This window comes from Kitasatospora sp. NPDC054795, assembly GCF_053611565.1.
Window position 1 is genome coordinate 1 of sequence record NZ_JBSHAP010000025.1, and the last position, 26,992, is coordinate 26,992.

General features: G+C 73.1%; 22 protein-coding genes and 1 tRNA gene. 6 read left to right on the plus strand and 17 right to left on the minus strand.

Features of this window, described 5'->3' with window-relative positions; translation table 11 throughout:
* Positions 1-207: 207 nt before the first annotated feature.
* Positions 208-810: a TetR/AcrR family transcriptional regulator gene (locus tag ACWGJO_RS11955; RefSeq protein ID WP_359899730.1), complete on the plus strand. Its 603-nt coding sequence runs from the start codon at positions 208-210 to the stop codon at positions 808-810.
* A gap of 45 nt (positions 811-855) precedes the next feature.
* Here ACWGJO_RS11955 and ACWGJO_RS11960 read toward each other — a convergent pair whose 3' ends face one another.
* A complete protein-coding gene (locus tag ACWGJO_RS11960) occupies positions 856-1,653 on the minus strand; it encodes a methyltransferase domain-containing protein (protein ID WP_452183323.1) in 798 nt (265 codons plus the stop codon).
* A gap of 111 nt (positions 1,654-1,764) precedes the next feature.
* Between ACWGJO_RS11960 and ACWGJO_RS11965 the strand changes: the two genes are divergently transcribed.
* Positions 1,765-2,262 carry a MarR family winged helix-turn-helix transcriptional regulator gene (locus tag ACWGJO_RS11965; RefSeq protein ID WP_360351434.1) on the plus strand — a complete coding sequence of 166 codons (498 nt, stop codon included), beginning with the start codon at positions 1,765-1,767 and terminating at the stop codon, positions 2,260-2,262.
* 40 nt (positions 2,263-2,302) lie between these two features.
* Here the strand turns inward: ACWGJO_RS11965 and ACWGJO_RS11970 are convergent, their stop codons facing one another.
* The 5 genes from ACWGJO_RS11970 to ACWGJO_RS11990 form a co-directional block, all read right to left on the minus strand.
* Entirely contained in the window at positions 2,303-3,046 is a 744-nt protein-coding gene (locus ACWGJO_RS11970) for a LuxR C-terminal-related transcriptional regulator (protein WP_452183376.1), read from the minus strand.
* A gap of 705 nt (positions 3,047-3,751) precedes the next feature.
* Complete coding sequence (gene galE, locus ACWGJO_RS11975; RefSeq protein ID WP_452183324.1) at positions 3,752-4,729, minus strand: UDP-glucose 4-epimerase GalE; 978 nt, start codon at positions 4,727-4,729, stop codon at positions 3,752-3,754.
* A gap of 141 nt (positions 4,730-4,870) precedes the next feature.
* A complete protein-coding gene (locus ACWGJO_RS11980; RefSeq protein ID WP_387692609.1) occupies positions 4,871-5,539 on the minus strand; it encodes a LuxR C-terminal-related transcriptional regulator in 669 nt (222 codons plus the stop codon).
* Between the two features lie 170 nt (positions 5,540-5,709).
* Positions 5,710-5,785, minus strand: a tRNA-Thr gene (locus tag ACWGJO_RS11985).
* Positions 5,786-5,955: 170 nt separating this feature from the next.
* Entirely contained in the window at positions 5,956-6,435 is a 480-nt protein-coding gene (locus ACWGJO_RS11990; RefSeq protein ID WP_452183325.1) for a winged helix-turn-helix transcriptional regulator, read from the minus strand.
* Positions 6,436-6,618: 183 nt separating this feature from the next.
* Here ACWGJO_RS11990 and ACWGJO_RS11995 point away from each other — a divergent pair, with 183 nt between their 5' ends.
* Positions 6,619-7,215, plus strand: coding sequence for a flavodoxin family protein (locus ACWGJO_RS11995; protein ID WP_452183326.1), 597 nt, complete (start codon positions 6,619-6,621; stop codon positions 7,213-7,215).
* Between the two features lie 29 nt (positions 7,216-7,244).
* Here the strand turns inward: ACWGJO_RS11995 and ACWGJO_RS12000 are convergent, their stop codons facing one another.
* The 4 genes from ACWGJO_RS12000 to ACWGJO_RS12015 all read right to left on the minus strand — a co-directional run bounded on the left by ACWGJO_RS12000 (position 7,245) and on the right by ACWGJO_RS12015 (position 12,438).
* Positions 7,245-8,627 (minus strand): MFS transporter, encoded by a 1,383-nt coding sequence (locus tag ACWGJO_RS12000; RefSeq protein WP_452183327.1) that lies wholly within the window; start codon positions 8,625-8,627, stop codon positions 7,245-7,247.
* Between the two features lie 147 nt (positions 8,628-8,774).
* Complete coding sequence (locus ACWGJO_RS12005) at positions 8,775-10,169, minus strand: S8 family serine peptidase (RefSeq protein WP_452183328.1); 1,395 nt, start codon at positions 10,167-10,169, stop codon at positions 8,775-8,777.
* Between the two features lie 99 nt (positions 10,170-10,268).
* Positions 10,269-11,885 (minus strand): WXG100 family type VII secretion target, encoded by a 1,617-nt coding sequence (locus ACWGJO_RS12010; RefSeq protein WP_452183329.1) that lies wholly within the window; start codon positions 11,883-11,885, stop codon positions 10,269-10,271.
* 70 nt (positions 11,886-11,955) lie between these two features.
* A complete protein-coding gene (locus tag ACWGJO_RS12015) occupies positions 11,956-12,438 on the minus strand; it encodes a hypothetical protein (protein ID WP_452183330.1) in 483 nt (160 codons plus the stop codon).
* Positions 12,439-13,017: 579 nt separating this feature from the next.
* Between ACWGJO_RS12015 and ACWGJO_RS12020 the strand changes: the two genes are divergently transcribed.
* Complete coding sequence (locus ACWGJO_RS12020; protein ID WP_452183331.1) at positions 13,018-15,048, plus strand: FUSC family protein; 2,031 nt, start codon at positions 13,018-13,020, stop codon at positions 15,046-15,048.
* Between the two features lie 57 nt (positions 15,049-15,105).
* On the opposite strand, the gene ACWGJO_RS12025 is transcribed toward ACWGJO_RS12020, so the two are convergent.
* The 7 genes from ACWGJO_RS12025 to rsmI all read right to left on the minus strand — a co-directional run bounded on the left by ACWGJO_RS12025 (position 15,106) and on the right by rsmI (position 23,132).
* Entirely contained in the window at positions 15,106-16,974 is a 1,869-nt protein-coding gene (locus tag ACWGJO_RS12025) for an ABC-F family ATP-binding cassette domain-containing protein (RefSeq protein ID WP_380539310.1), read from the minus strand.
* Positions 16,975-17,148: 174 nt separating this feature from the next.
* A complete protein-coding gene (locus tag ACWGJO_RS12030) occupies positions 17,149-18,066 on the minus strand; it encodes a 4-(cytidine 5'-diphospho)-2-C-methyl-D-erythritol kinase (protein ID WP_452183332.1) in 918 nt (305 codons plus the stop codon).
* Entirely contained in the window at positions 18,063-18,944 is an 882-nt protein-coding gene (gene rsmA, locus ACWGJO_RS12035; protein WP_359899756.1) for a 16S rRNA (adenine(1518)-N(6)/adenine(1519)-N(6))-dimethyltransferase RsmA, read from the minus strand. Before rsmA ends, ACWGJO_RS12030 begins: the two co-directional genes overlap by 4 nt.
* A gap of 70 nt (positions 18,945-19,014) precedes the next feature.
* Positions 19,015-19,893, minus strand: a complete 879-nt coding sequence (locus ACWGJO_RS12040) for a TatD family hydrolase (RefSeq protein WP_380354732.1) — start codon at positions 19,891-19,893, stop codon at positions 19,015-19,017.
* A 1-nt stretch (position 19,894) separates the two neighbouring features.
* On the minus strand, positions 19,895-21,517 hold the full coding sequence (metG, locus tag ACWGJO_RS12045) for a methionine--tRNA ligase (protein ID WP_452183333.1): 1,623 nt from the start codon (positions 21,515-21,517) through the stop codon (positions 19,895-19,897).
* 84 nt (positions 21,518-21,601) lie between these two features.
* Positions 21,602-22,027 (minus strand): hypothetical protein, encoded by a 426-nt coding sequence (locus ACWGJO_RS12050; RefSeq protein WP_452183334.1) that lies wholly within the window; start codon positions 22,025-22,027, stop codon positions 21,602-21,604.
* A gap of 235 nt (positions 22,028-22,262) precedes the next feature.
* Complete coding sequence (gene rsmI, locus ACWGJO_RS12055; RefSeq protein WP_387692635.1) at positions 22,263-23,132, minus strand: 16S rRNA (cytidine(1402)-2'-O)-methyltransferase; 870 nt, start codon at positions 23,130-23,132, stop codon at positions 22,263-22,265.
* 97 nt (positions 23,133-23,229) lie between these two features.
* On the opposite strand from rsmI, the gene ACWGJO_RS12060 reads away from it, so the two are divergent.
* Both ACWGJO_RS12060 and ACWGJO_RS12065 read left to right on the plus strand, forming a co-directional pair.
* Positions 23,230-25,038 (plus strand): dolichyl-phosphate-mannose--protein mannosyltransferase, encoded by a 1,809-nt coding sequence (locus ACWGJO_RS12060; protein ID WP_452183335.1) that lies wholly within the window; start codon positions 23,230-23,232, stop codon positions 25,036-25,038.
* Positions 25,039-25,222: 184 nt separating this feature from the next.
* Positions 25,223-26,968, plus strand: coding sequence for a penicillin-binding transpeptidase domain-containing protein (locus ACWGJO_RS12065; RefSeq protein ID WP_452183336.1), 1,746 nt, complete (start codon positions 25,223-25,225; stop codon positions 26,966-26,968).
* Positions 26,969-26,992 lie beyond the last annotated feature (24 nt).

Sequence of the window (26,992 nt, forward strand, 5' to 3'; positions counted from 1 at the left end):
CGTTCCCTCCTGTTTGTCGGGGTTAACGGTAGCACCGCCCACCCAACGGGGGTCCCCCACGCCCCGGGGCGGCACGCGGCCCCGGCCCGGGCGCCGCCCGTTCCCCGGGCCGCTGCACCGGCGGCCGGCACCGGCGGCGGCGGTCCGGACCGGGGCGCCGGCGGCGGGTCGACCGCAGCCCCGCGCCGCCGGGGCGGCCGGGTCCGGATGACCGGCAAGCAGCGGCGCGAGCAGCTGCTGGAGATCGGCCGGACGGTCTTCGCCGAACGCGGCTACGACGGCACCTCGGTGGAGGAGATCGCCGAGCGCGCCGGAGTGTCCAAGCCCGTGGTGTACGAGCACTTCGGCGGCAAGGAGGGGCTGTACGCGGTGGTCGTCGACCGCGAGATGCAGCTGCTGCTGGACATGGTGACCGGGGCCCTGACCGGCGGGCACTCGCGCGAGCTGCTGGAGCAGGCGGCCTTCGCGCTGATGGACTACATCGACACCTCGACGGACGGCTTCCGGATCCTGGTCCGGGACTCCCCGGTCGCCCAGTCGACCGGCACCTTCGCCTCGCTGATCAGCGACATCGCCACGCAGGTCGAGGACATCCTGGGCCTGGAGTTCAAGTCCCGCGGCTTCGACGCCCGGCTGGCCCCGATGTACTCGCAGATGCTGGTCGGGATGGTCGCGCTGACCGGGCAGTGGTGGCTGGAGGTCCGCAAGCCGGACAAGGCGACGGTGGCGGCGCATCTGGTGAACCTCGCCTGGCACGGGCTGGAGGGCCTGGAGCGGCACCCGCGACTGGTCGGCGAGCGCACGGCCTGACCGGCCGGGACCGGAGCGCCCCGGCCCGGCCACGGCACGCCCGGCTCAGCCCGACCGCCCGGTCCCCACGGCGAAGATCCGCCGGAACGGGAACACCGTCCCGTGCGGCCCGGCCGGATAGGCCTCGCGCAGCAGCCGCCCGTACTCGGCCAGGAAGGCCGCCCGGTCCGCCGGGTCGGCGAGCCGGGTGAGGACCGGGCGCAGCGCGGTGCCCTTGACCCATTCCAGGACCGGGTCCGGCCCCGGCAGAAGGGTCAGGTAGGTGGTCTCCCACACATCCGGGAGGCAGCCGGCGGCGGCCAGGGCATCGAGGTAGCGCTCGGGCGGATGGACGCCGGCCCGTACGGCCTCCTCGCCGAGCGCGTCCCGCCAGCGGGCGCTGCGGCGCAGGTCGGCGAGCAGGGTGTGGCTGGGGGCGTCGAAGTTGCCGGGCACCTGGAAGGCGAGCACCCCGCCGGGTTCGAGGGCGTCCGCCCAGCGCGGCAGCAGCGCCAGGTGTCCGTCCACCCACTGGAGGGTGGCGTTGGAGACGATCAGGTCGGGCCCGGCCGGCGCCGGGTCGTAGTCGCGGGCGTCGGCAAGCACGTACTCGGCGTCGGGCTCGCCCTCGCTGCGGGCGGTGGCCAGCATCGGGGCGGAGTTGTCGACGCCGGTGAGGCGGGCCCGCGGCCAGCGCTCGCGCAGCACGGCGGTGGAGTTGCCGGGGCCGCATCCGATGTCCAGGATCACCTCGGCACCGGGGTGCGGGAGGGCGGGGACGCGGGCGAGCAGGTCGCGCAGCGGGCGGGTGCGTTCGTCGGCGAAGCGCAGGTACTGCGCCGGGTCCCAGACGGGGGTGGTCATGGTTCACCTCGCGGGTATCTCGACATCAAGATATCTCGCGGTAGCCTCTCTGGCACATTTCTCGATGTCAAGAGACTTCACATCGACACATCCACCGATACACTGATCGTCATGGAGGACGAGGTCGACAGGCTGGTCGCAGCATGGCGCCGGGAGCGCCCCGACCTCGACGTGGAGCCACTGGAGGTGCTCAGCCGGGTCAGCCGGCTCGCCCGGCACCTGGACCGCGCCCGCCGCACCGCCTTCGCCGAGCACGGCCTGGAGCCCTGGGAGTTCGACGTCCTGACCGCCCTTCGGCGGGCCGGCTCCCCCTACCAGCTCTCCCCCGGCCAGCTGCTCACCCAGACCCTGGTCACCTCCGGCACCATGACCAACCGGATCGACCGGCTCACCGGCAAGGGCCTGGTCAAGCGCCTGCCCGACCCGGACGACCGGCGCGGCGTACTGGTCCGGCTCACCGACGACGGCCGCGACCGCGCCGACCAGGCGCTCGCCGGACTGCTCGCGCACGAGCGCGAACTGCTCGCCCAGCTCACCTCCGGCCAGCAGACCGAACTCGCCGCGCTGCTGCGGCTGCTGGTCGCCCCGTTCGACAACATCCCGGGCTGACGACGGCCCCCGGCCCGTGGGCCCGCCTCGCGGTCCCGGCTCAGGGCCGTTCGACGGTGCCGACCACCGAGGGCGGCGGGGGCGCGGCCGGCTCGGCCGGACTGACCCCGGCCCGGCGGGCGACCGCGACGGCCGCCAGCGTGGAGTGCACCCCGAGCTTGCCCAGCACGTTCTGCATGTGCGTCCGGACGGTGTGCGGCGACAGGTAGAGCCGCTCCGCGACGGCCTGCCGGCCGAGGCCCGCGACCATGCAGCGCAGGATCTGCTTCTCCCGCGGGGTCAGGGTGTCCACCAGCCGTTCGCTCTCGGTACGGTCCCGCCGGGCGGTGGTGAGCTCGCGGATCACCCCGGTGAGCAGCGCGGGCGGCAGGTGCGTCTCGTCCCGCAGCACGCCCCGGACCACCGCGAGCAGCCGGGCCAGCGAACTCTCCTTCGCCACCCAGCCGGTGGCGCCCGCGTGCAGGGCGCGGGCGGCGCGGTGCGGGTCGTCGGCGGTGGCCAGGACGATCGCGCGCAGTCCGGGATGGGCGCGGCGGAGGCGGGCCAGCAGGGTGATGCCGTCGGGCGGCTGGGCGGAGGGTCTGAGCTGGTCGCCCCGCAGCGGGTCCACCGCGGACCGGGCGACCGGCGGCAGGCCGCCCGCCAGCGGAACCGGCAGCCCCGGCGGTACGGCCGCCCGGCGCGGCTGCGGCACGGGCGGGGCGGCACGACCGCGCCGGGCCTCGTCGCCGTGCTCCGCAGCCGGCCGGCGGCGGGCGTGCGCTCCGACTCCCGGTACTCCCAGCACTCCCAGCACTCCCGACGCACCGTGCGGACCGGCGGCTCCGTGCGGACCGGCGCCTCCGTACGGACTGGCGGCTCCGTACGGACCGGCGGCTCCGGGCCCGCCGGGTAATCCGGCCGGGCCCGCTGTTCCGATCGGCCCGGCCGCACCGGCGGCGGCGCCGACACCCGACGCCTCGACGCCGAGGTCGGCGTCGATCAGTGCCACGTCGTAGGCCCGGCCCTCGCCGGCCGCGCGCTCCAAGGCCCGCTCGGCGGCGGCCGCGCTGCCCGCCGCCCCCACCTCCACGTCCGGCTCGGCGGCCAGTGCCGCGGCCAGCGCCTCGGCGAAGATCCGGTGGTCGTCGACCACCAGGACGCGAATCCGCCCCATAGTCCCTCCCCCTGCTCAGACCGCCCGAGCCCGGGGACGGGGACCGGCCCGGCATCCGCGTTCCGGCCCGCCGTTCCGTCCGCCCACCGGTGGCCGGTAAGGCCGAACGGTCGCCGGCCCCCACCGGTACCGCACTCAGCCTACGGGGCGGGAAACGCGCTCGTGGCGATTCGGTGAAGTTTCGTCAGAACATGCGTGAGTGGCCGGACTTGGACCGTCCGAGGGTCGTTCCGGGCACCCCTCCCGGAGGCCCCGGGAGCGGCGCCCCACGGCGGCCGGTCCGGCCGTTGCTCACCGACCGCTGCTCACCGACCGCTGCTCACCGGCCGTCACTCACCCGCCGTTCTTCGCCAGGGTGAACTTCCAGGCGTCGGCGACGATCTCGTCCAGGTTCGAGCGGCGCGGGGTCCAGCCCAGCGTCTCGTGGGCACGGGCGGCCGAGGCCACCAGCACCGCCGGGTCTCCGGCCCGGCGGCCCTCGACCCGCACTGGGATCTCCCGGCCGGTGACACGCTGGACCGACTCGATCACCTCGTGCACCGAGAAGCCGCTGCCGTTGCCCAGGTTGCAGATCAGGTGCTCGCCCGGCTCGGCCGCGTCCAGCGCCAGCAGGTGCGCCTCGGCCAGGTCGGCGACGTGGATGTAGTCCCGGATGCAGGTGCCGTCCGGGGTCGGGTAGTCGTCGCCGTACACCGCGATGTGCGGACGCTGCCCCAGCGCGGCCTGGAAGACCAGCGGGATCAGGTGCGACTCGGGGTCGTGCCGCTCACCGAAGGCAACACCGGACGAACTGCCGTACGCACCGGCCACGTTGAAGTAGCGCAGCGAGACGGCGGCCAGGCCGTGGGCGACGGCCTCACCGGTGATCAGGTGGTCCACGGCGAGCTTGGTGGCGCCGTAGGTGTTGGTCGGCGCGGTGCGGGCGGTCTCGGCGATCGGCACGGCCTCCGGCTCGCCGTAGGTGGCGGCGGTGGAGGAGAACACCAGCTTGCGCACACCCGACGCGCGCATCGCGCTGATCAGCTCCAGCGAACCGGCCACGTTGTTGCGCCAGTACTTCTCCGGGTCCGCGACCGACTCGCCGACCTGCGAGGACGCGGCGAAGTGCAGCACGCCGTCGAAGGAGCCGTCCAGCACCTTGCCGGCCTCCTGGATCCGGCCCTCGACGAACTCGGCACCGGCCGGGACACCCTCGCGGAAACCGGTGGAGAGGTCGTCCAGGACGGTCACCCGGTGACCCGCCTCCAGCAGGTGGGCGGCGACCACACTGCCGACGTAGCCGGCGCCACCCGTGACCAGGTACTTACTCATGTTGCGACCTCCAGCGAACGACGGTCCGCCCGTTCGGGCGGAAGCCGTCGACGGAATGCGTACGACCGGGGTCATTCTCCCAATGCCACCGGGGTGCTCCACGCCACACGGGCGACTGCTTCCAGCCTTCTCACCAAGTCCTCAGCCGCCGGCCATCCGTTCCAGCAGGCCGGTGCGAGCCGCCACCGCGGCCGCCTCCAGGCGGGTCCGCGCGCCGAGCTTCATCAGCACCCGCTGGACGTGCGTCCGGGCGGTGCTCGCGGCGATCCGCATCCCGGAGGCGATCGCCGCGGTGTCCTCGCCGTCCGCGATCCGGGCCAGCACCTGCACCTCACGGCGGGTCAGCAGCCGCAGCAGCCGGACGGCCTCGTCGTCCGGCTCGACCGCCGGGCGCAACAGCTGGTCGAAGGCCCCGCGCAGAATGTCCACCGCGACCGCGGCCTCGCCCGCGCGCGCCCGCCCGATGGCCCGCTCGACCACCTCGATCCGCTCGTCGCTGGGCACGTACCCGGCCGCACCGGCCGCGAACGCCCCTGCCACTCCGCGCAGTTCACCCACCGGACCGAGCACGATCACGGCCACCTCGGGACGCTCCCGGCGGATCCGGCGCAACCCGTCGAAGGCCCCCGACTCCCCCGGCGCGGCCACCCCCAGCAGACAGACCTCGGGCCGCCGTCCGACCACCAGATCGGCGGCGACGGCGGCCGGGGAACCGACCGCGAGCACCCGGTGGCCGCGCAGTTGAAGTGCGGTGGCCAGCGCCTCGGCCAGCAGCCGGTGGTCGTCCACCACCACGAGTCGAACACCCATGACGCCCTCCAGGTCGGGGTCCGGCTCGCGCCCGCACCCCTCGGGCGGGCGGCCGATGACGCACCATCACAGCGCATTCCGTACCCGACCCGCTAGGCCGGGGCGTATCGGCGGTGCGGAACCGGCCGGAGAACGCGAAAGACCCCCGCCGCCAGGCGAGGGTCTTTCAGTGGAGCCCCCATGCGGAATCGAACCGCAGACCTTCTCCTTACCATGGAGACGCTCTACCGACTGAGCTATAGGGGCTTGCTCGCTTGTCCGGGTGTTTCTCCCGGCCGCTCGAACAAGGAAGACATTACACGGCTCCGGGCCGGGAAGGGAAATCGGCCTCCACCCGGAGCACTCCGCCGGTCCCAGCCCCGCCGCGGGCGATCCGGCCCGCGCCGCGGAGCGGTCCTGGCCTCGCCGCGGCCGGCTCAGTCCTCGCCGTGAGCCGCGTCGAACTCCTCACGGGCCACCACCATCCGCCCGGCGCGATGCTCCGTCCACCGGCCGACCGGCGCGAGCAGCTCGGCCAGTTCACGACCGAGCGGCAGCAGGTCGTAGACCACTCGCGGCGGCGTCTCCGGGAAGACCGTACGGAGCACCAGTCCACTGCGCTCCAGGTTGCGCAGGGACTGGGTGAGCATCTTGCGACTGACCCCGCCGACCCCGCGCTGAAGTTCGGAGAAGCGCTGCGGCCCGCAGCCGAGGAGGCTCATCAGGATCAGCATCGACCACTTGTCCGCCAGCTCCGCGAACACGTCGCGGCTGGGACAGCGCCGGGCGAACACGTCGTACTCCTGCCCACCCCGACCTTCCCGCTCGTCCTGCTCGTCCTGCTCACCCTGCTCGTCCCGCTCGTCCTGCTCCGCGGGCTGGCCGGGCCGGACCCGGGCCGCTTCCTCCGTCGTCATGCCTCCAGGGTAGTCCCGAGGTCTCCAATCCGCCCCTGGTAACCAATGGAGACCTGGTCTATATTGGAGACCAGCTGAGGCCGGGGCCGCGGGTCACCACGGTGCGCCCGGCTCTGCCCCGTCCCGTCCCCACGCCTGCCCGCCGGCCTCCGCCGGCCCGCGCCCGTCCCCCTGGAGTGCCGCATGACCGCCGTCCGTCCGACCGTCGCCCTCGCCTACCACTCCGGCTACGGCCACACCGCCGTGATCGCCGAGGCCGTCGCCCGCGGCGCCGCCGCCGCAGGTGCCGAGGTCCTCTCGATCGCCGTCGACACCATCACCGAGGAGCAGTGGGCGCAGCTGGACGCCGCCGACGCGATCGTCTTCGGCTCCCCCACCTACATGGGCACCGCCTCCGGCGCCTTCCACGTCTTCGCCGAGGCCACCAGCAAGCGCTGGTTCACCGACGCCTGGAAGGACAAGGTCGCGGCCGGCTTCACCAACTCCGCCTCCAAGAGCGGCGACAAGGCCGGCACCCTCGCCTTCTTCCAGACCCTCGCCGCCCAGCACGGCATGAGCTGGGTCAACCTCGGCCTCAAGCCCGGCTGGAACGCCACCACCGCCTCCGAGAACGACCTCAACCGGCTCGGCTTCTTCAACGGCGCCGCCGCCTCCTCCCCTTCCGACGCCGGCCCGGAGGCCGTCCACAAGGCCGACATCGCCACCGCCGAGCACCTCGGTGAGCGCGTCGCCCGGCACACCGCCGTCGTGCTGGCCGGCCGCGCCGCCCTGGCCGGCTGAGCCTGGGCGACCACGCCCGCCCACGGCGCCTACGCCGCCGGGTCCGCCCCCAACCGGGGCGCCCGGCGGCGTTCGCCGTCCGCGGACCCGTCCGCCAGGCCGCCCACCGAACCGCCCACCGAACCGCCCACCGAACCGAGCTCCGCACCGGTGTTCTCCGGCAGCATCCGCAGACACCCCAGGGCCAGCACACCCAGCACCGCCAGGTACCAGCCCACCGGCTGCGCCGTCCCGTACGCCCCGGTCAGCCGGGTGGCCACCAGCGGCGTCGTCGCCCCGCCGACCACCCCGCCCAGGTTGTACGTCAACGCCGCGCCCGTGTAGCGCACCCGGGTCGGGAACAGCTCCGGCAGGAACGCCGCCAACGGCCCGAACATGGCGCCCAGCACCACCATCGCCCCCGCCAGCGCCACGAACATCAGCGGCTGGCTCACCGTCTCCAGCAGCGGGAACAGCACCAGCGACCAGACCGTGGCCAGGCCCGTCGCCCATCGCAGCGTCCGCCGCCGCCCCCACCGGTCACTGCACGAGGCACTCAGCCACACCGTCGCGGCCATGCCCGCCGCGCCGACCAGCAGCATCGACAGCACCAGCGTGCTCGCCACGCCGAGCCCGGTGGTCGCGTACGCCAGGGCGTACGTCGTGGTCAGGTAGAACAGCGCGTACCCCACCGTGATCGCCCCACCGCCCGCCAACACCGGGCGCCAGTGCTCGCGCAGCACCTCCAGCACCGGCAGCCGCTCCCGCCGCACCCCCGTCCGGAACAGCGGCGACTCCTCGACCCGCAGCCGGACGAACAACCCCACCGCGACCATGACGAACGAGGCCAGGAACGGCACCCGCCAGCCCCACGCGCGGAACTCCCCCTCGTCCAGGACGAGTTGCAACGCCAGGAACACCCCGTTCGCCAGCACGAACCCGATCGTCGGCCCCAGCTGCAGGAACCCCCCGTACCGCCCCCGCCGCCCGGCCGGCGCGTTCTCCGCGATCAGCAGCGCCGCCCCGCCCCACTCCCCACCCAAGCCGACGCCCTGACACACCCGCAGCACCACCAGCACCGCCGGCGCCCACCACCCCCACACCCCGAACCCCGGCAGCAGCCCCACCCCCGCCGTCGCCAGCCCCATCAGCAGCAACGACACCACCAACGTCGCCCGCCGCCCCACCCGGTCCCCGAAGTGCCCGAACACCACCGCCCCCACCGGCCGGGCCAAAAACGCCACCGCGTACACCGAGAACGCCGCCAGCAACGCCCCCACCGTGCCCAGCCCGGGAAAGAACACCGGCCCGAACACCAACGCGGCCGCCGTCCCGTAAAGGAAGAAGTCGTAGAACTCGATCGCCGTCCCGATCAGCGCCGCAGCCGCCGCCCGCCGCACCTGCCCGACCCGCCCAGCATCCTCCGCATCCATACCACCACCCTCACCACCCCCACCCCACCCCACCAGCCGCCACCCGAGTGACCCCGGCGCACCCCCACCGCCCTCGCGCCCCCACACGCGCGAAGGGCGCCAGGCTTCCCTGGCGCCCTTCGCGCACGGCCCTGCTCGCGCAGACGACTACCTTGCGTACGGATTGTCCTTCGGCGGCACCGGCGGCTGGTACGACGGCGGAACCGGGGGCATCGCCCCCGACGGCTGCTGCGACGGCACCGGCGGCACCTGGGCGGGCTCGGGCTGCGCGGCCGGCTTCCGACGCCGCATCACTGCGAACGCCACGCCCGCCACCAGCACCAACCCGGCCGCCACACCCCCCCCGATCGGCAGCGCGCTGCTCGAACCCGACGACTTCCCCGCCTCCGGCTGCGCCGACGGCGCACCAGCGGCCACACCGGTCGGGCTCCCGGCCGGGCTCGGCGCCGACGACGCGGGATCCGACGCGTTCGCCGAAGGCGACGGAGGCACCGACGGCACGACCACGTCAGCCGGAAGCGGCGATACGTTCGCCGCACCGGGATCCCCAGGATCCGTCAGCGCAATGCGCGGGCGCACCGCACCGTAACCGATGAGGTCGTTGCGACCGGCTCCATCATTCGCCTTCCCCGCGGTATTGATGAGCACCCGCAGGACCTGGTTACCCGTCCAGTCCGGATGCAACGACCACACCAGAGCTGCCGATGCGGAAACCATGGCGGTCGCATCCGATGTGCCATGTCCCTTGCAGTACCCAGTCTGGCTTGCACAGGCCCCGATCATGTCCACACCGGGAGCAACCAATGCAACCTGCGGTCCACGCTCTGACTCAGCGGTGACTGTGCCGTTCCGGTCCGAGGCGCCCACCCCGACCACATTGGACAGGCCGCCCGGGTATTCGACGATGTTCCCCTTGTCGCCGGAGTTTCCCACGCTGGCGACCACGAGCGCTCCCTTTGCCCGAGCCCACGCCAGGATCTTGCCCAACTTCTCCACATCGGCCGGAGAAGTCGTGACAGCGGCCATCCCTTGCGAAACATTGATGACCTTGGCTCCCTGCTCGACCGCATACGTCACGGCCTGCCCGATCTGGTCCAGGAAGTCAGCCGAAACCACCGCATGCTCGGAGCCGTTCGCAATCTTCAAAGGAAGGATCCTTGCACTGGGGGCAAGGCCGTAGGCTCCCTTGCCCCCGGCCGATTTCCCGGACCCCGCGATGAGGCTGGCCATCTGCGTGCCGTGATCCTCCGCATAGGACCCGACTCCACCTGGACTTCCACTGAAGTCCTTACCCGGAAGGAACTGTCCGACCAGATCCGGGTGATCCAACTTAAAGCCGCTGTCGATCACGGCAATTGTGACGTTCTCCCCCTTGGAGACCTTCCACATCTCCGGGGCATGCATGGCATCGAGATGCCATTGATCGGCACGGATCGAGCCATCGGCAACCGCGGGCGCTGCGACCGGGCCGACCACGATTCCCGCCGCCAGAAGTGCCGCAGCACCAGCCCGCCAACGCCCTCGCGCGTTCGTCCGCCCCATCACAACTCCTCGTCAATCTCTCCGTCGACCGGGAAGCGTGCCCCGAACAAGCCTGCCCGGCCACTGGGGATGCCCAGTGGCCGGGCAGTCGTTGCCGTCCTACTCAATCACGTCCGGGTTGCTGTGCGGCGTACCGCTCGTCCAGGTCTCCTCGTCCTCGTGCAGGTAGTCGGCCCGCTTGCGGCGGTCGCGCTCGTTCCGGCTGCCGTGACCCGAGGATCCGGGCGCCATCATGCCGTTCTGCCTGGGCTGCGCACCGCCCTCGGCAGCGCCCGCCGCGCGGTTGCGCAGGCCGGTACCGCCGGGCGTGAACTCCCCGCCCGCGCTCGGCCCCTTGCGACCGCCGACCGTCCCGCCGGTGGTCGAGGACAGGCCCCGGCCACGCGAACCGCCGCCGGACCCGACCGCACCGCCGTGGGCACCGCCCATGCCGGGGTGCATGCCGCCCGCACCGCCGGGCCCACCGACCCGGCCGCCGCCCGGACCCGCCTCGCGGGCGCCGAAGACCGTCCCGCTGGGCAGTCCCGGAGTACCGCTCCTCCCCTGCCCCGGGCCGCCGCCGAACGGGGTCGTCCGCGGCTGGATCTGGCCGCCGCCCTTGCCGGGGACGTACCCGCTGCCGCCGCCCTTGGTCGGGACGGTGCCGCCGCCCGCTCCGGCGGGGAAGCCCGTGATCGGGCCACCACCGCCGGGGACGCCGGGCCCGTTGTTCGGGCCGCCCGTCCCGTTCGGGTAGCCGGGGAGGGTGGTCGGCCCGTCCGTGGGCAGCTGGCCGCCGCCCGGACCGTACGGGCCGGTCTGGGTCGGCAGAGTGGGCACGCTGTTGAGATCGGTGCCCGGCCGGTTGACCGGGTCGGACGGGTAGGACGGCGGGATCGAGGTCCCCGGGTCCTGCGGCGCGGGCGGCACCTGACCGCCGCCGTGCGGCGGGGGCGGGGTGTTGCCCGGGTTGCCCGGGCCGGGGCCGCCCGAACCCGGGTCACGGGGCTGGACCGTGCCGCCGCCGTAGTTTCCGCCAGGCGACCCATCGCCTCCACCGACACGTCCACCACTCGAACGGGGTGTACGTACCGAACCCCCGGAGCCGCCGGTGCCTCCGGAACCTCCACCGTTGGGGTAGACGGAAGTGTCGCCCCTACTGGCCGAACCTGGCGTTCCCGGCAGCACCACGTCCGTGGGAATCCCGTTCAGCGTCGTCGTCGCCGCGCTGTAGGCCTGTGCCAGCTTCTCCATCTGGAGAACGGCTTCCTGGTGCTCCTTCTCGACCTTCGCCTTGGCCAGGCTGAACTCCGTCCCCGTCACCCACTTGGGGTCGACCGTCTTCATGTAGGCATCGACGGACTGACCGACGGCGAGTTGGGGCACCTTCACCAGGTTCGACTGGCTGTTGTACTTGTTGACCGCCTGGATCTCCGTCTTCGGAGGCTCCGGCACGGCGACCTTGGCGGTACTGAGCGCCTCGCCGGCCTGGTGCATCGCGTCGCCGGCAGTCGTGGCGTGGTCGCCGATGATCTGCGCCGACTGCTGCAGGTTGTTCACCCAGGTCTTGAAGTTCTCGGCAGCCGGCCCTTCCCAGGTGACATTTCCGACGTGCGACTTGAGCGCCGTACTCAGTTCCTTCAGCACCCGCCCGGCCGACTGCAGTTGGGTGCCACGGCTGAGGATCGTCGTCGGATCCGTGCTGTCCACCATCTTGCGCAGGTGGGTGTGTTCCATTCCTTCGAAGTTCGTGCTGCCTGCCACTACTTGCTCCCCGTCTCCCCGTGGGACTCTCCCCGGACCGCCATCAGTACTTGCCGTCGCCCGACCCCGGTGCCGGTGTGGTGGCACCCACGTTCTTCGCGACGGCGTTCTGAGCGGCCGTCGTGTGGTCCTCGTTGGTTCCGTAGATGCTCGCCGTCCGCGAAACCGCCGTCTGCATCGCCTGGATCTGCGACGCGAGGTCCTTGTGCAGCTGTACGAGCTGGGCGTGCACCTTCTCGTAGGCGGCGGTCAGGGCCGTCGCCTCGGCGAACTCCGCGCTCGCGAAGCTCTTGCCCGTCAGCTTCTGCTCCTGGAGCTTGTACGGCGCCGCCGCCGAGCCTTCCATGGCGGCGAGCAGGGCCTCTACCTTGCTCGCGAACGTCGTGAGCGTGTCGAGCTCGACCTGGACGTTCTGCTTGCCGAAGGCCGCCACCAGGTCATTGGCGCTGCCGTTCGTCTGCAGGGTGCTGACGAACGGAGCGAGGTCGACCCCACCCAGAGGCCACGGGAGCTTGTGCTCCAGCATGTACGGCGTCGCGTCACCGGAAGGCGCCTGACCGTTCGGGTCGGTGCCCGTGGCGCTGGGCTCAGGATTCGCCGTCGCGCTGGGCGCGGGGTTGGACGACGGGCTGGGCGCGGGACTCGCCGATGGGCTGGGCGAAGGATTCGCCGACGGACTGGGCGTAGCGCTCGGCGAAGGGTTCGCCGACGGCGTCGGCGTGGGACTGGGTGACGGACTCACCGAAGGAGTCGGCGTCCCCGGACTAGTTGCACCATTGCCTGCCACAGCAGTTCACCTCTCCCCCGTACGGCCCGCCGTACCCGGGGCGTCCCGGGCTGCCGCGTGCCGCAACACACCGTCAACTTCTGGTTCGTACCGTCCTGGTCGGAGCACCGACCGCCCTGCGGACGGTTTTCGCCTCCGTCATCGTAGCCACCACCTCTGTCGGCCCGGCAGGGACCTTGGCCCGCCCGTACGCGATCGGTACGAACTTGACACGTACGAGGCTGCCGCGGCGGCCCTGGGTAGACTGACCCGGTACGCCCCATCTGCCGCGCAATGTCGCACAGCAGCGACCCAAGGCCGCAGAACGGACGTGACCGTGTGAGTTCTTCCGACGTCTCTCCTTCCCCCTGGTGGGCCCGTGCCGCGCGGCCCGCGCGGCCGCCGGTGCCGGTGGCGCTGATGGTGCGGGCGGCGGTGGGCATGGCGGTGCCGTTGACGGTGGGGCTGCTGACGCACCGGCTGGATCTGGGGGTGTTCGCCGGGCTCGGGGCGATGCACGCGACGATGAACGACCGGGTCGAGCCGGGCAGGCTGCGGGCCGCCCGGATCGGGACGGCGGTCCTCGCCTCGGCGTTCGGGATGCTGATCGGCACCGCGCTTCAGCGCGCCGGCGTGGACGGTCTCGTCCTGGGTGTCGCGCTGACGCTGACCGCCTTCGTCTCGGGCGCGCTGAGCGCGACGGGTCCGCGCGGTTCGGCGGCCGGGATGCTGTTGCTGGTGTCGGCCGCGCTGGGCAGCGGGATGCCGCTGCCGCGGCCGTGGTGGGCGGCGGCGCCGATGCTGCTGGCCGGGGCGGCGTTCGTGGTGCTGTTGGGGCTGCCGGCGGGTGGGCCGAACCGGCCCGCCGCGGATCCGCGCAACCGGGCGCTGGCCGCCGCGTACGACGCGCTCGGCCGTACGCTCGCCGATCTGGGTGGGCCGCGGGCGGGCGTCTCGCGCCAGGTGCTGACGGCCCGCCTGAACCAGCTCCAGGACCTCCTCGGCACGAGCCGGCGGAGCCGACAGAACCGGCGGAGCCGCCGGACCGCACAGGACCACCGGACCGCACAGGACCGCCGCGGCCGGATGTACGAGGCCGCCCTCGCCGCCACCGAGGCGGCGACCGGTCTGGTGTGGGCCCGCCGTCCGGTCCCGCCGGAGGTGGCCGAGGTGCCGAACCGGCTGGCGGCCGCCGTGCGGCAGGGCGGCGGCGAGGTCGCCGTACCCGACTGGCGGCCGGACACCCCGTCGCGGCAGGCCCTGGACGTGGCCCTGCGCGCCGCCGCCGACACGGTGGCCGGCCGCGACACCCGGCTCGGCACCGCCCCCGCGCCGCCGCCGGATCCGTGGCGGCTGCGGGCGCGGCTGCTGTCGCGGGGTTCGGTCCGGTACGGGCTGCGCGTCGCGCTGTGCATCGCGGTCGGTTCGGCGGTCACGGCCAACTACCCGCTCAGCAAGAGCTACTGGGTGCCGATGACGATCGCCTTCGTACTCAAGCCGGACCTCGGGTCGGTGTTCCTGCGCGCGGTGAGCCGTTCGGTCGGCACGGTGCTCGGGGTGGCCGTGACCGCGGCGCTGCTCACGGCCGCCACCGACGAGTGGGCGCTGATCGCGATGGCCGCGGGCTGCGTGGCACTGCTCCCGTACGCGACGGCGGCGCACTACGGGCTGAACACCGTGGTGATGACGCCGATGGCGCTGGTCCTGCTCCAGCTCGGCGGGCAGAGCGGCGCCGCGGAGTTCTGGCCGCGGGTCCTGGACACCGTGCTGGCCAGCGCGATCGTCCTGCTCTTCGGCTACCTGCTGTGGCCGGAGCGCCCGCGCCATCGGATCGAGCCGAGGCTGGTCGACGCGACGACGGCGCTGCGGGCCTACCTCGACGCCGTCGTCCAGGACGCCACCACCGTCACCACCGTCACCATCAAAGCCGGCGACACCAACGCCACCACCGGCGCCGACCACGGCGGCGACACCACCGTCCGGAACGGCAACGCCCAGGTGTGGCTGCGCCGTACGGCCTACCGGTCGCTGGCGGACGCCCGCCGGGAGGTCCAGCAGGGCCTGGCGGAGCCGCCGCCCACCGGCCGGCTGGCCGAGCGGTGGCTGCCGGCCACGGCGGCGCTGGAGCGACTGGGCGGCGCGGTGGCGGCCTTCGCCGCGCAGATCCGGTACGGCGGCCGGCTGCCGGACCCGGGCGAGGTGGGCCGGGTGCGGCACGCGCTGGACGAACTGACGGCCGCCGCACGGGCGCACCGCCCGCCGACGAACCCGGCGGCCCGTCCGACCGCCCCGCACGACCCGGCGCGCAGTGCGCTGGGCCGTGCGGCGGAGGAGCTCGAAACGCTCCTCGGCGGCCACCCCGGCAAGTGATCCGGCGCGGGCCGCCCCGACCGGCAACCCGACCGGCAACCCGACCAGCGGCCCGCCTCAGACCTGCTCGGCCAGCTCCAGCCAGCCCATCTCCAGCTCCTCCTTCTCCTCCCGGACGGCGCGCAGCTGCGCGTCCAGCTCCGCGACCTTGGAGAAGTCGGCGGCGTGCTCGGCGAGTTGGGAGTGCAGCTTGGACTCCTTCTCGTCCAGCTTGGCGATCTGCCGCTCCAGCTTCTGCATCTCCTTCTTCGCCGCCCGCAGGTCCCCGCCGGACAGCGCGGGGGCACCGCCCTCGGCACCCGGGCCGCCTGCGGCACCCGCACCGGCCGAACCCGCGCCGGCCGCGCCACCCGCGCCCGCACCCGCCGGGGCGGCAGCGGGAGCCGCGGCGGCCATCCTGGCCCGGCGCTCCAGGTACTCGTCCACGCCGTTCGGCAGCATCCGCATCTTCCGGTCGCCGAGCAGCGCGTGGACGGTGTCCGTGGTGCGCTCGATGAAGAAGCGGTCGTGGCTGATGACGATCATCGAGCCGGGCCAGCCGTCGAGCAGGTCCTCCAGCTGGTTGAGCGTCTCGATGTCCAGGTCGTTGGTGGGCTCGTCCAGGAACAGCACGTTGGGCTCGTCCATCAGCAGCCGCAGCAGCTGGAGCCGGCGCCGCTCGCCGCCGGACAGGTCGCCGACCGGCGTCCACTGCTTGTCCTTGCCGAAGCCGAACTGCTCGCACAGCTGGCCGGCGCTCATCTCCCGGCCCTTGCCGAGGTCGACCCGCGAGCGGACCTGCTCGACGGCCTGGAGCACCCGGGTCGCCGGGTCCAGCTCGGCGACCTCCTGCGACAGGTAGGCCAGCCGCACGGTCTTGCCGACCTTGATGACGCCGGACGCCGGCTGGACGTCGCCCTCGGAGGTGTACGCGTCGCGCAGTGCGCGCAGCAGCGAGGTCTTGCCGGCGCCGTTGACGCCGAGCAGGCCGATCCGCTCGCCGGGGCCGAGCTGCCAGGTGATGTTCTCCAGCAGCAGCTTCGGGCCGGCCGTGACGGTCACGCCCTCCAGGTCGAAGACCGTCTTGCCGAGCCGCGCGTTGGCGAACTTCATCAGCTCGGAGGTGTCGCGCGGGTCCGGCACGTCCGCGATCAGGGCGTTGGCGGCCTCGATCCGGTAGCGCGGCTTGGAGGTGCGGGCGGGGGCGCCGCGGCGCAGCCAGGCCAGCTCCTTGCGGGCCATGTTCTGGCGCTTCTGCTCCTCGACGGCCTCGATCCGGGAGCGCTCGGCGCGGGCGAAGACGTAGTCGGAGTAGCCGCCCTCGTACTCGTGCACCTCACCGCTCTGGACGTCCCACATGCGGGTGCAGACCTGGTCGAGGAACCACCGGTCGTGGGTGACGCAGACGAGCGCCGAGCGGCGCTTCTGGAGGTGTTCGGCGAGCCAGTTGATGCCCTCGACGTCGAGGTGGTTGGTGGGCTCGTCGAGGACGATCAGGTCGGGCGAGCCGAGCAGCAGCTTGGCGAGCGCGATTCGGCGGCGCTCGCCGCCGGAGAGCGGGCCGATGACGGTGTCCAGGCCGTCGGCGAAGCCGGGCAGGTCGAGGCCACCGAAGAGACCCTCGATGATGTCGCGGATGCGGGCGTCGCCGAGCCACTCGTGGTCGGCCCGGTCGGCGATCACCTCGTGCCGGATGGTGGCCGTCGGGTCGAGCGAGTCGTGCTGGGTGAGGACGGCCATCTGGAGGCCGCCGGAGTGGGTGATCCGGCCGCCGTCGGGTTCCTCCAGCTTGGCGAGCATCCGGATCAGGGTGGTCTTGCCGTCGCCGTTGCGGCCGACGACGCCGATCCGGTCGCCCTCGCTGACGCCCAGGCTGACCGCGTCCAGCAGGGCGCGGGTGCCGTAGACCTTCGTGACGGACTCGATGGTGGCGAGGTTGACGGCCACGTGTGCTGCGCTCCTGGGTTCGGCGGTCTCGGGGCGGTCCGCCGCTCGACGGCCGGGTGCCCCTGTCGGGACACCCCGATCTCTCCAGCCTAATGGGCCCGCCGGAGCGCCCTCACCGCGTCGGTCGACCGGGAACGCCCCCGGCACCGTTCCGCAGGCGGCGCCCTCACCGCGTCAGTCCACCAGCGACGCCCCCGGCACCGGTCCGTGGGTGGCGTGGGCGGTGCGGCAGGTGCCGGAGGCCCGCAGCGCCCCGGCCACCGCGGCGGCGGCCTCGGCGTCCTTGACGAGGAAGGCGCAGGTCGGCCCGGAGCCGGAGACCAGGGCCCCGAGCGCGCCCGCCTCGGTGCCGGCACGCAGGGTGGCGGCGAGTGCGGGGCGCAGCGAGAGCGCGGCGGGCTGGAGGTCGTTGGCGAGCGCGTCGGCCAGGGCGACGGCGTCGCCGTGGGCGAGGGCGGCGAGCAGCGCCGGGTCGGCGTCCGGGGTGGGGACGTCGGTGTCGCTGGAGCCGGTGCCGGCCTCCTCGCGCAGCCGGTCGCACTCGCGGAACACGGCGGGGGTGGACAGGCCGCCCTCGGCGACCGCGAAGACCCAGTGGAAGGTGCCCCCGGTGGTCAGCGGCTCCAGGATCTCGCCCCGGCCGCGGCCGAGTGCGACGCCGCCGAGCAGGGCGAACGGCACGTCGGAGCCGAGTTCGGCGGCCAGTTCCAGCAGCACGGGCAGCGGGGTGTCCAGCTGCCAGAGCGCGTCGCAGGCGACCAGCGCCGCAGCGCCGTCGGCGCTGCCGCCGGCCATGCCGCCGGCCACCGGGATGGCCTTGGCGATGTGCAGGTGCACGCCCGGGTCGGCGATGCCGTGGTGGGCGGCGAGCAGCCGGGCGGCGCGGGCGGCGAGGTTGCTGTCGTCGAGCGGGACGACGGCGGCGTCCGGGCCGGTGCAGCTCAGTGTCACGCCTTCCCCGGCGGTGGCGGTGACCTCGTCCCCGAGGGCGACCGCGAAGAAGACGTTGGCCAGGTCGTGGAAGCCGTCGGCGCGCAGGCCGCCGACCCCCAGCTGGACGTTGACCTTGGCCGGTACCCGTACGGTGATCACACGGCGTCCTTGGCGGGCTTGTGCTCGGCGATCGCGGCGAACTGCTCGACCGTCAGCATCTCGCCGCGCAGCTTGTGGTCGATGCCGGCCGCCGCGAGCGCCTGCTCGGCCCCGGCGGCGGAGCCCGCCCAGCCGGCCAGCGCGGCGCGCAGGGTCTTGCGCCGCTGGGCGAACGCGGCGTCGACGACCGCGAACACCTCCTCGCGGCTGGCGGTGGTCCTCGGCGGCTCGCGGCGGATCAGCGAGACCAGCCCGGAGTCGACGTTGGGGGCGGGCCAGAACACGTTCCGCCCGATGGCGCCGGCCCGCTTCACGTCGGCGTACCAGTTGGCCTTGACCGACGGGACGCCGTACACCTTGTTGCCCGGCTTGGCGGCGAGCCGGTCGGCGACCTCGCTCTGCACCATCACCAGGGTCCGCTCGATGCTGGGGAAGGTCGCCAGCATGTGCAGCAGGACGGGCACGGCGACGTTGTACGGGAGGTTGGCGACCAGCGCGGTGGGCGCGGGCCCGGGCAGCTCCGTGACCTCCATGGCGTCGCTGAACACCAGGTCGAAGGAGTCCGCCTTGCCCGGCATCCGGGCGGCGACGGTGTCCGGCAGGTGCCGCGCCAGCACCGGGTCGATCTCGACCGCGGTGACGTGCCGCGCCACTTCCAGCAGTGCCAGGGTGAGCGAGCCGAGCCCGGGCCCGACCTCCACCACCGTGTCCTGCTCCGTCACGTCGGCGGCCCGGACGATCCGCCGCACGGTGTTGCCGTCGATGACGAAGTTCTGCCCGCGCTGCTTGGTCGGCTTCACGCCGAACGCGGCGGCCAGCTCCCGGATGTCGGCGGCGCCCAGAAGGTGGCTGTCAGGGGTGGGGTCGGTGGTGCTCACGCGCCAAGGATACGGGCGCGGGGGCCGCCGTCCGGACGCGCCGATCCGGACGGGGCCCCCGCCCTCGGGCTCAGTACCCGAAGGCCCTGGCGGTGTTCGCCGCGACGGCCGTGCACAGCTCGTCCTCGGCCAGGCCCAGGGTGGCGGCCATCGAGCGGACCGTGACCGGGATCAGGTACGGGGCGTTCGGGCGGCCGCGGTAGGGGTGCGGGGTGAGGAAGGGGGCGTCGGTCTCGACCAGGATCCGGTCCAGCGGGGTGGCGAGTAGGGCGTCGCGCAGCGGCTGGTTGGCCTTGAAGGTGACCGGGCCGGCGAAGGAGAGGTACCAGCCGTGCTCGGCGCAGATCTTGGCCATCCCGGCGTCGCCGGAGTAGCAGTGGAAGACCGTCCGCTCCGGGGCGCCTTCGGCCAGCAGGACGGCGATGACGTCCTCGTGGGCGTCGCGGTCGTGGATGACCAGGGCCTTGCCGTGCCGCTTGGCCATCTCGATGTGGCGGCGGAACGACTCCTTCTGGATCTCCACGCCCTCCGGCCCGGTGCGGAAGTAGTCGAGGCCGGTCTCGCCGACCGCCACCACCTGCGGGAGGGCGGCGAGCCGGTCGATCTCGGCGAGCGCCTCGTCCAGCGCGGCGGCGCCGCCGGCCTTCCGCTGCTGCCCGGACCAGCCGTCGGCGTCGCCGAGGAAGATCCGCGGCGCCTCGTTCGGGTGCAGGGCGACGGCCGCGTGCACCTGCTCGTACTGGGCCGCCAGTTCGGCGGCCCAGCGCGAGCCGGGCACGTCGCAGCCCACCTGGACCACCGTGGTGACGCCGACCGAGGCGGCCTTGGCCAGGCCCTCGGCCGGGGTGCCGGACTGCATGTCGAGGTGGGTGTGCGAGTCGGCCACCGCCACGGCCAGGGGTTCCGGCAGCGGCGGCGGGGTCGACCGGGCGTCGTCCTTGGCGGCCATGTCAGGCGGTCGGCTTCTCTTCGAGGCGCGGGAAGAGGATCTCGCCCTTGGTGACGGTGGCACCGACGGGCAGCCGGCCCCAGTCGGCGACGGTGGCGACGGTCTGCGCGCCGAGCGCGCCCAGCCCGGCGGCCTCGGCGCCCAGCGAGACCCACAGCTTCTCGGCGGTGGACGGCATCACCGGGTTGAGCAGCACGGCGGTGGCGCGCAGCGCCTCGGCGGCGGTGTAGAGGATGGTGGCCAGGCGGGCCTGCCCCTCCTCGGACTCGTCCTTGGCGACCTTCCACGGCTCCTGCGTGGTGAGGTAGCCGTTGACCTGCTTGACGAACTCGAAGATCGCCGCGAGGCCGCCGGCGAAGTCCAGCTCCTCGCCGATCTTCAGGTCGGCGGCGGCGACCGCCGCGGTCAGCCCGTCCGCGACGGCCTGCTCGGCGTCACCGGCGGCGGTGGCGGCGGGCAGCACCCCGTCGAAGTACTTGCCGACCATCGCGGCGACCCGGGAGGCCAGGTTGCCGAAGTCGTTGGCCAGTTCGGAGGTGTACCGGGCGGTGAAGTCCTCCCAGGAGAACGAGCCGTCGGTGCCGAACGGGATCGCCCGCAGGAAGTAGTAGCGGTACGCGTCCACGCCGAAGTGCGAGGTCAGGTCGGTGGGCGCGATGCCGGTCAGGTTGGACTTGGACATCTTCTCGCCGCCGACCATCAGCCAGCCGTTGGCGACGACCCGCTTGGGCAGCGGCAGCCCGGCGGCCATCAGCATGGCGGGCCAGATGACGGCGTGGAAGCGGAGGATGTCCTTGCCGACCAGGTGGACCGAGGCGGGCCACAGCTCGGCGAAGCGCTCCGGGTCGCTGCCGTAGCCGGCCGCGGTGATGTAGTTCTGCAGCGCGTCGACCCACACGTACAGGACGTGCTTCTCGTCCCAGGGCAGCGGGACGCCCCAGTCGAAGGTGGAGCGGGAGATCGAGAGGTCCTTGAGGTCCTGCTCGACGAAGCGCAGCACCTCGTTGCGGGCCGAGGCGGGCTGGATGAAGTCCGGGTTCGCCGCGTAGAACTCCAGCAGCCGCGGGCCGTAGGCGGAGAGGCGGAAGAAGTAGTTCTCCTCCTCCAGCCACTCGACCGGCCGCTTGTGCACGGCGCAGAGCTTCTCGTCCGCGGTCGCGCCGTCGAGCAGCTCGGCCGGGAGCTTGAACTCCTCGCAGCCGACGCAGTACGGGCCGGAGTAGCCGCCCTTGTAGATCTCGCCCTTGTCGTACAGGTCCTGGACGAACTCCTGCACCCGGTCGGTGTGCCGCTCCTCGGTGGTGCGGATGAAGTCGTCGTTGGCGATCTCCAGGTGCTCCCAGAGCGGCTTCCAGGCCTCCTCGACCAGCTTGTCGCACCACTGCTGCGGGCTGACGCCGTTCGCCTCGGCGGTCCGCATGATCTTCTGACCGTGCTCGTCGGTGCCGGTCAGGTACCACACCTTCTCGCCGCGCTGGCGGTGCCAGCGGGTGAGGACGTCGCCCGCCACGGTGGTGTACGCGTGGCCCAGGTGCGGGCGATCGTTGACGTAGTAGATCGGGGTGGAAACGTAGTACGCCGGGGCGGTCGCCCCGGTGGTGCTGTGGTCTGCAGTGGCCGCCATGGTCGGAAAGCTTAGTCGGGCGCGCGGACCGCCCTCGACCGAGTTGTTCCCGGCCGGGGGCGGTCCCTCCTCGTCGCCGCGGTGTCAGCCCAGCAGCCGCGACCAGAACCGGGCCCAGCGTCCGCGCGGCCGGGCGGGCTCGGCCGCCGGGGGCGGCCCGGCCGGCTCGGCGTGCGCCGGGTAGCCGGGGGCGTGCTGCCACTGCTGGTCGGCGGTGGCCACCCGGCCCTCGCGCATGATCCGCACGGTGTGGCCGCCGCACCCCGGGCAGGTCGGCTTGAGCAGCGGGGACGGCACCCGGACGCCGTTGGCGTGGTACTCGAACACGACGTGGCCGTCCGTGGCCACGTGGTGCTCGATGTCGTACGCCTGCTCCCAGCCGTACCCGCAGCGCAGGCACGCGAAGGAGTAGGCCTCCCGTACGGTTTCGACGGGAGTGTGCGGCCGGCCGGCCAGACCGGCGGTGCTCAGTGCGTTGCCACTGCGCGGGCTACCGACAACATCGCTCATGGCCGTCTCCCAGCGCCCGCCGGACGCTCGCCCGGCTGGGTCTTTCCCTTCCAGGAAATGCCCGGACATCCCCGGGTGACGCCCCACTTGTGAAGACTTGGATGCCGGTTGGGGAGCCCTATACGAAGGGCCTCCACGGGACCGAAAACCGCGACCGAAGCTTCAGCTCAGCGGGTGTTTACCGGGGCCTTCCCTCCACGGTACGACTCCCCGTGAGCAACGCAACCCCCGGTATTCACCCCTGTCCCGGGGCTCCTCCCAGGCCTTCCCGCTTCGCCGCCACGACCGCGTCGAAGACCTCCCGCTTGGGCAGCGAGAGCTCCACCGCGACGGCCGCGATGGCCTCCTTGCGGCGCTCCCCGGCCTCCTCGCGGACGGCGACCAGCCGGGCCAGCTCGGCCGGGGTCAGCTCCTGGGGCGCGGCCGGCGGGGCGCCGGCGACCACGACGGTGATCTCGCCCCTGACGCCCTCGGCCGCCCAGGCCGCCAGTTCGCCGATCGGCCCGCGCTTGACCTCCTCGTAGGTCTTGGTGAGCTCGCGGCAGACGGCGGCCGGACGCTCGGGCCCGAACGCCTCGGCCATCGCCGTGAGCGCTTCGGCGATCCGGTGCGGCGCCTCGAAGAAGACCATGGTGCGGGGCTCGGCGGCGATCGTGGCGAGCTGCCGGGCGCGGTCGCCGTTCTTGCGCGGCAGGAATCCCTCGAAGGTGAAGCGGTCCACCGGCAGGCCGGACAGCGCGAGCGCGGTGAGCACCGCCGAGGGCCCGGGCACCGCGGTGACCTTGACGTCGGCGGCGACGGCGGCGGCGACCAGCCGGTAGCCGGGGTCGGAGACCGAGGGCATGCCGGCGTCGGTGACCAGCAGCACCCGGGCGCCGCCGAGCAGCGCCTCGACCAGTTCGGGGGTGCGGCCGACCTCGTTGCCCTCGAAGTAGGAGACCACCCGCCCGGCCGGGGTCACCCCCAGGGCCTGGGTGAGCCGGCGCAGCCGCCGGGTGTCCTCGGCCGCGATCACGTCCGCCGTGGCCAGTTCGTTGACCAGCCGGGGCGGGGCGTCCGAGACGTCGCCGATGGGGGTGCCTGCGAGAACGAGTACTCCTGTCACGGTCCCCATCCTTGCAGCTGTCGCGCGCCCGGGGCTTTTGGTGACGATTCGGTCAGCTTCCGAGGGAGCGGACACGCGTACGAAGAGCGCCCCTACGATGTGGCGGATGAACGGCGACACGGCGGCCCAGACGCCCACTGGTACGGACCACTCCGCGTACGGCGGCGCCGGCCTGCCGTCCCCCCGCTCGCCCCAGGCCGGGCCCGCGCCGCGGTCCGGGCCGGCCGGCTGGCGCGAGCGCCTGGCCGGGTACGGCTGGACCGCCCGCGCCACGGCGACGCTCACCGAGCGCCTGGCACCGCCGATGCCGGACGGCCCCCGGGTGACGCCCCGGGACGTGCCGCAGTCGCCGCTGCTGCTGCGGCTGGGCGTCTCGCTGCCGCAGGGCCTGTGGTTCTTCCTCTGCCGCTGGGCCGGCTGGCTCGGCCCGGTCGCGGTGGCGGTGTTCGCCGGCCTGCTGCGGTTCACGAACCTCGGGCAGCCGCACGCGATCATCTTCGACGAGACGTACTACGCCAAGGACGCGTACGCGCTCTGGCACGGCGGCTACGAGATCAGCTGGCCGGAGGACGCCAACGCCACGATCATGACGCCGGGCGCGGCCGTCCCGTACCGGGCGACGCCCTCGTACGTGGTGCACCCGCCGGTGGGCAAGTGGATCATCGGTGCGGGCGAGCAGCTGTTCGGCATGAACCCCTTCGGGTGGCGGTTCGCGGTGGCCCTGCTCGGCACCCTGTCGGTGCTGATGGTGGCCCGGATCGCCCGCAGGATGTTCCGCTCCACCCTGCTGGGCTGCGTGGCGGGCCTGCTGCTCTCGGTGGACGGCCTGCACCTGGTGCTCAGCCGGGCCGCCCTGCTCGACCTGGTGGTGATGTTCTGGACCCTCGCCGCCTTCGGCTTCCTGCTGCTGGACCGCGACCGCACCCGGGCCCTGCTGGCCCGGAGGCTGGGCGGCGTCGAGGACCCGCGGCTCGCCCAGCGGCTGAACCTGGGCTGGCGCCCGTACCGGATCGCGGCCGGCGTCTGCGTCGGCCTGACCTGCGCCACCAAGTGGAGCGGCCTGTACGTCGCGGCGGCCTTCGGCCTGATGACCGTGCTCTGGGACGTCGGCGCCCGCCGCCTGGCCGGCGCCCCGCGCCCGTTCCTGGCGGTGCTCGCCCGGGACGTGGTGCCGGCCTTCGTCTCGGTCGTCGTGGTGTCGGTCGCGGTCTACATCGCGTCCTGGTGGGGCTGGTTCGCCAGCAGCACCGCCCCCGGCCGGGGCGGCTGGGGCCGGGACTGGGCGGTCGGCCGTTCCACCGACTTCCCGTGGATACCCGAGGCCCTGCGCTCCCTGTGGCACTACCACTCGACGGTCTACGACTTCCACGTCGGCCTGAGCGACCCGCACACCTACCAGTCCAACCCGTGGTCCTGGCTGGTGCTGGGCCGGCCGGTGTCCTTCTTCTACGAGTCCCCCAAGTACGGCCAGGCCGGCTGCACCGCCGCCGACTGCGCCCGCGAGGTGCTGGGCATCGGCACCCCGCTGCTGTGGTGGACGGGCCTCGTGGCGCTGGCCTACTGCCTGTGGCGCTGGGCGGCCCGGCGGGACTGGCGGGCCGGCGCGCTGCTCTGCGGCCTGGCCGCCGGCTACCTGCCCTGGTTCGCCTACCAGCAGCGGACGATCTTCCTCTTCTACGCGGTGGTCTTCGTCCCGTTCCTGGTGCTCGCGGTGACCATGCTGATCGGCGCGCTGATCGGGCCGCCCGGAGCCTCCCGGGACCGCCGGATCATCGGATCGGCGGCGGCCGGCCTGCTGATCCTGCTGATCCTCTGGAACTTCCTCTTCTTCTTCCCGCTGTTCACCGGGCAGACCATTCCCCTGGAGGACTGGCGCCGCCGGATGTGGTTCAACACCTGGATCTGATCCGCCCCGGGCGCACCGGGTTCCCGCGATTCGTCCGTATGCGGTGCACAACACGTACCAGATCCGTCACAAGTGCCGGGCGATTCGCCGGCGCACCGATCCGTGCTGCCTAGGGTGGGGGGGTACCGCGTTTCCGGCCCCGGCCGGTTGCGCCCGGCCGCGAGACCCCTGGGGGACCTGCACCATGCGCAGTGGCGCGAAGATCGGCATCATCACCGGCGTGTCCATCGCCGTCCTCGCGGGCGGCGGCTACGGCGCGTACAGCCTGATGAACGACTCGGACGGCTCCGGCGGCAAGAAGCCGCGCACCGTGGTCGCCGAACCGCCGTCGGCCGAGCAGGCGACAGCCGGTCTGAAGGACTTCCTGACGGCCTGGGCGGCCGGCGACATCGCCAAGGCGGCCTCGCTGACCGACGACCCGGCCGCGGCCACGGCCGGTCTGACCGCCTTCCGCGACCAGGTCAAGCCGAGCGCGCTGACCCTCACCCCGTTCGGCCCGACCACCCAGCAGGTCTTCTCCGCCGCCACCGGCACCCCCGCCCCCGCCGCCAAGCCGTCCGCCGGGGCCTCCGCGACGCCGGGTGCGAGCGACACACCGTCCGCCACCGCCACGCCCGGCCCCACCGGCACCCTGATGTCCTACAAGGCGCGCGCCGAGTTCGCGGGCACCAGCCGGGCCTGGGACTACCAGGGCTTCCTCGGCGTCGTGAAGATGAGCGACAACACCCCGGCCGTGCACTGGGCGCCTTCGGTGGTCCACCCCCACCTGTCCGGCAACGAGACCATCGCCGTCCAGCCGGTCTTCGCCCCGCCGTCCACGGTGGTGGACCGCAACGGCAAGCCGGTCCAGGGCGCCTCGCTCACCCAGGCGCTGATGACCACCCTCCAGGAGAACGCCAACAAGCTGCTGCCGCCGGACCCGGCCAAGGACCAGGACGCGGGCAGCGCCGTGGTGATCTCCGACCCGGCCGGCAAGGGCGCCCAGGACAAGCTGTTCACCATCGTCGAGCCGAAGCCCGGCAAGCCGTTCAAGCTGACCATCGACAACACCCTGCAGGCCGCCGCCGAGAAGGCGATGACCGACCTGGGCGGCAAGCCGGCCTCCGTCGTGGCGATCGAGCCGAGCACCGGTCAGGTGCTGGCCTTCGCCAACTCGCCGGCCAACGGACAGAACCGGGCCTTCACCGGGTTGCTCGCGCCGGGCTCGACGATGAAGATCATCACTTCGGCGGCGCTACTGGAGAACGGGGTCAACCCGGACACCGTGGTGGCCTGCCCGGAGAAGAGCGGCAACGCGCACCCGATCCCGAACTCGTTCCCGGGCGCCTTCCCGAACAACACGCTCCAGCAGGACTTCATGATGTCCTGCAACACCGCCTTCATCAATCAGGGCCTGGCCAGCCTCAAGCCCGAGACGCTGTCCGGCACGGCCAAGGACGTGTTCGGCATCGGCCTGGAGTGGAAGACCGGTCTGCCCAACACCGACGGCAAGGTGCCGGCGACGCCGGGCAGCAAGGACGAGCAGGCCATGAACTACATCGGCCAGGGCAAGGTCCAGATGAACCCGCTGGCCATCGCCTCGGTCGCCGCCACCGTGCAGAGCGGCGAGTTCAAGCAGCCGATCCTGGTGGCGGAGCTGCCGCAGCAGAAGGCCGCCCGCCCGCTCTCCCCCGACGTGGACGCCAAGCTGAAGGCGATGATGGCGGCCACCGCCACCGGCGGCACCGCCAAGGAGGTGATGGCCGGCATCACCGACAACGCGGGCGCCAAGACCGGCTCGGCCGAGGTCGCCGGGGTCGACGTCACCAACAGCTGGTTCACCGCCTACCGGGGCAACCTCGCGGTGGCCGCCGAGGTCCAGGGCGGCGGCCACGGCGTGGACGCGGCCGGCCCGGCCGTCGCCTCCATCCTGAAGGCCGCCGGCCGGTAGGCCCCCCGGGCAGACGGCCCCGAG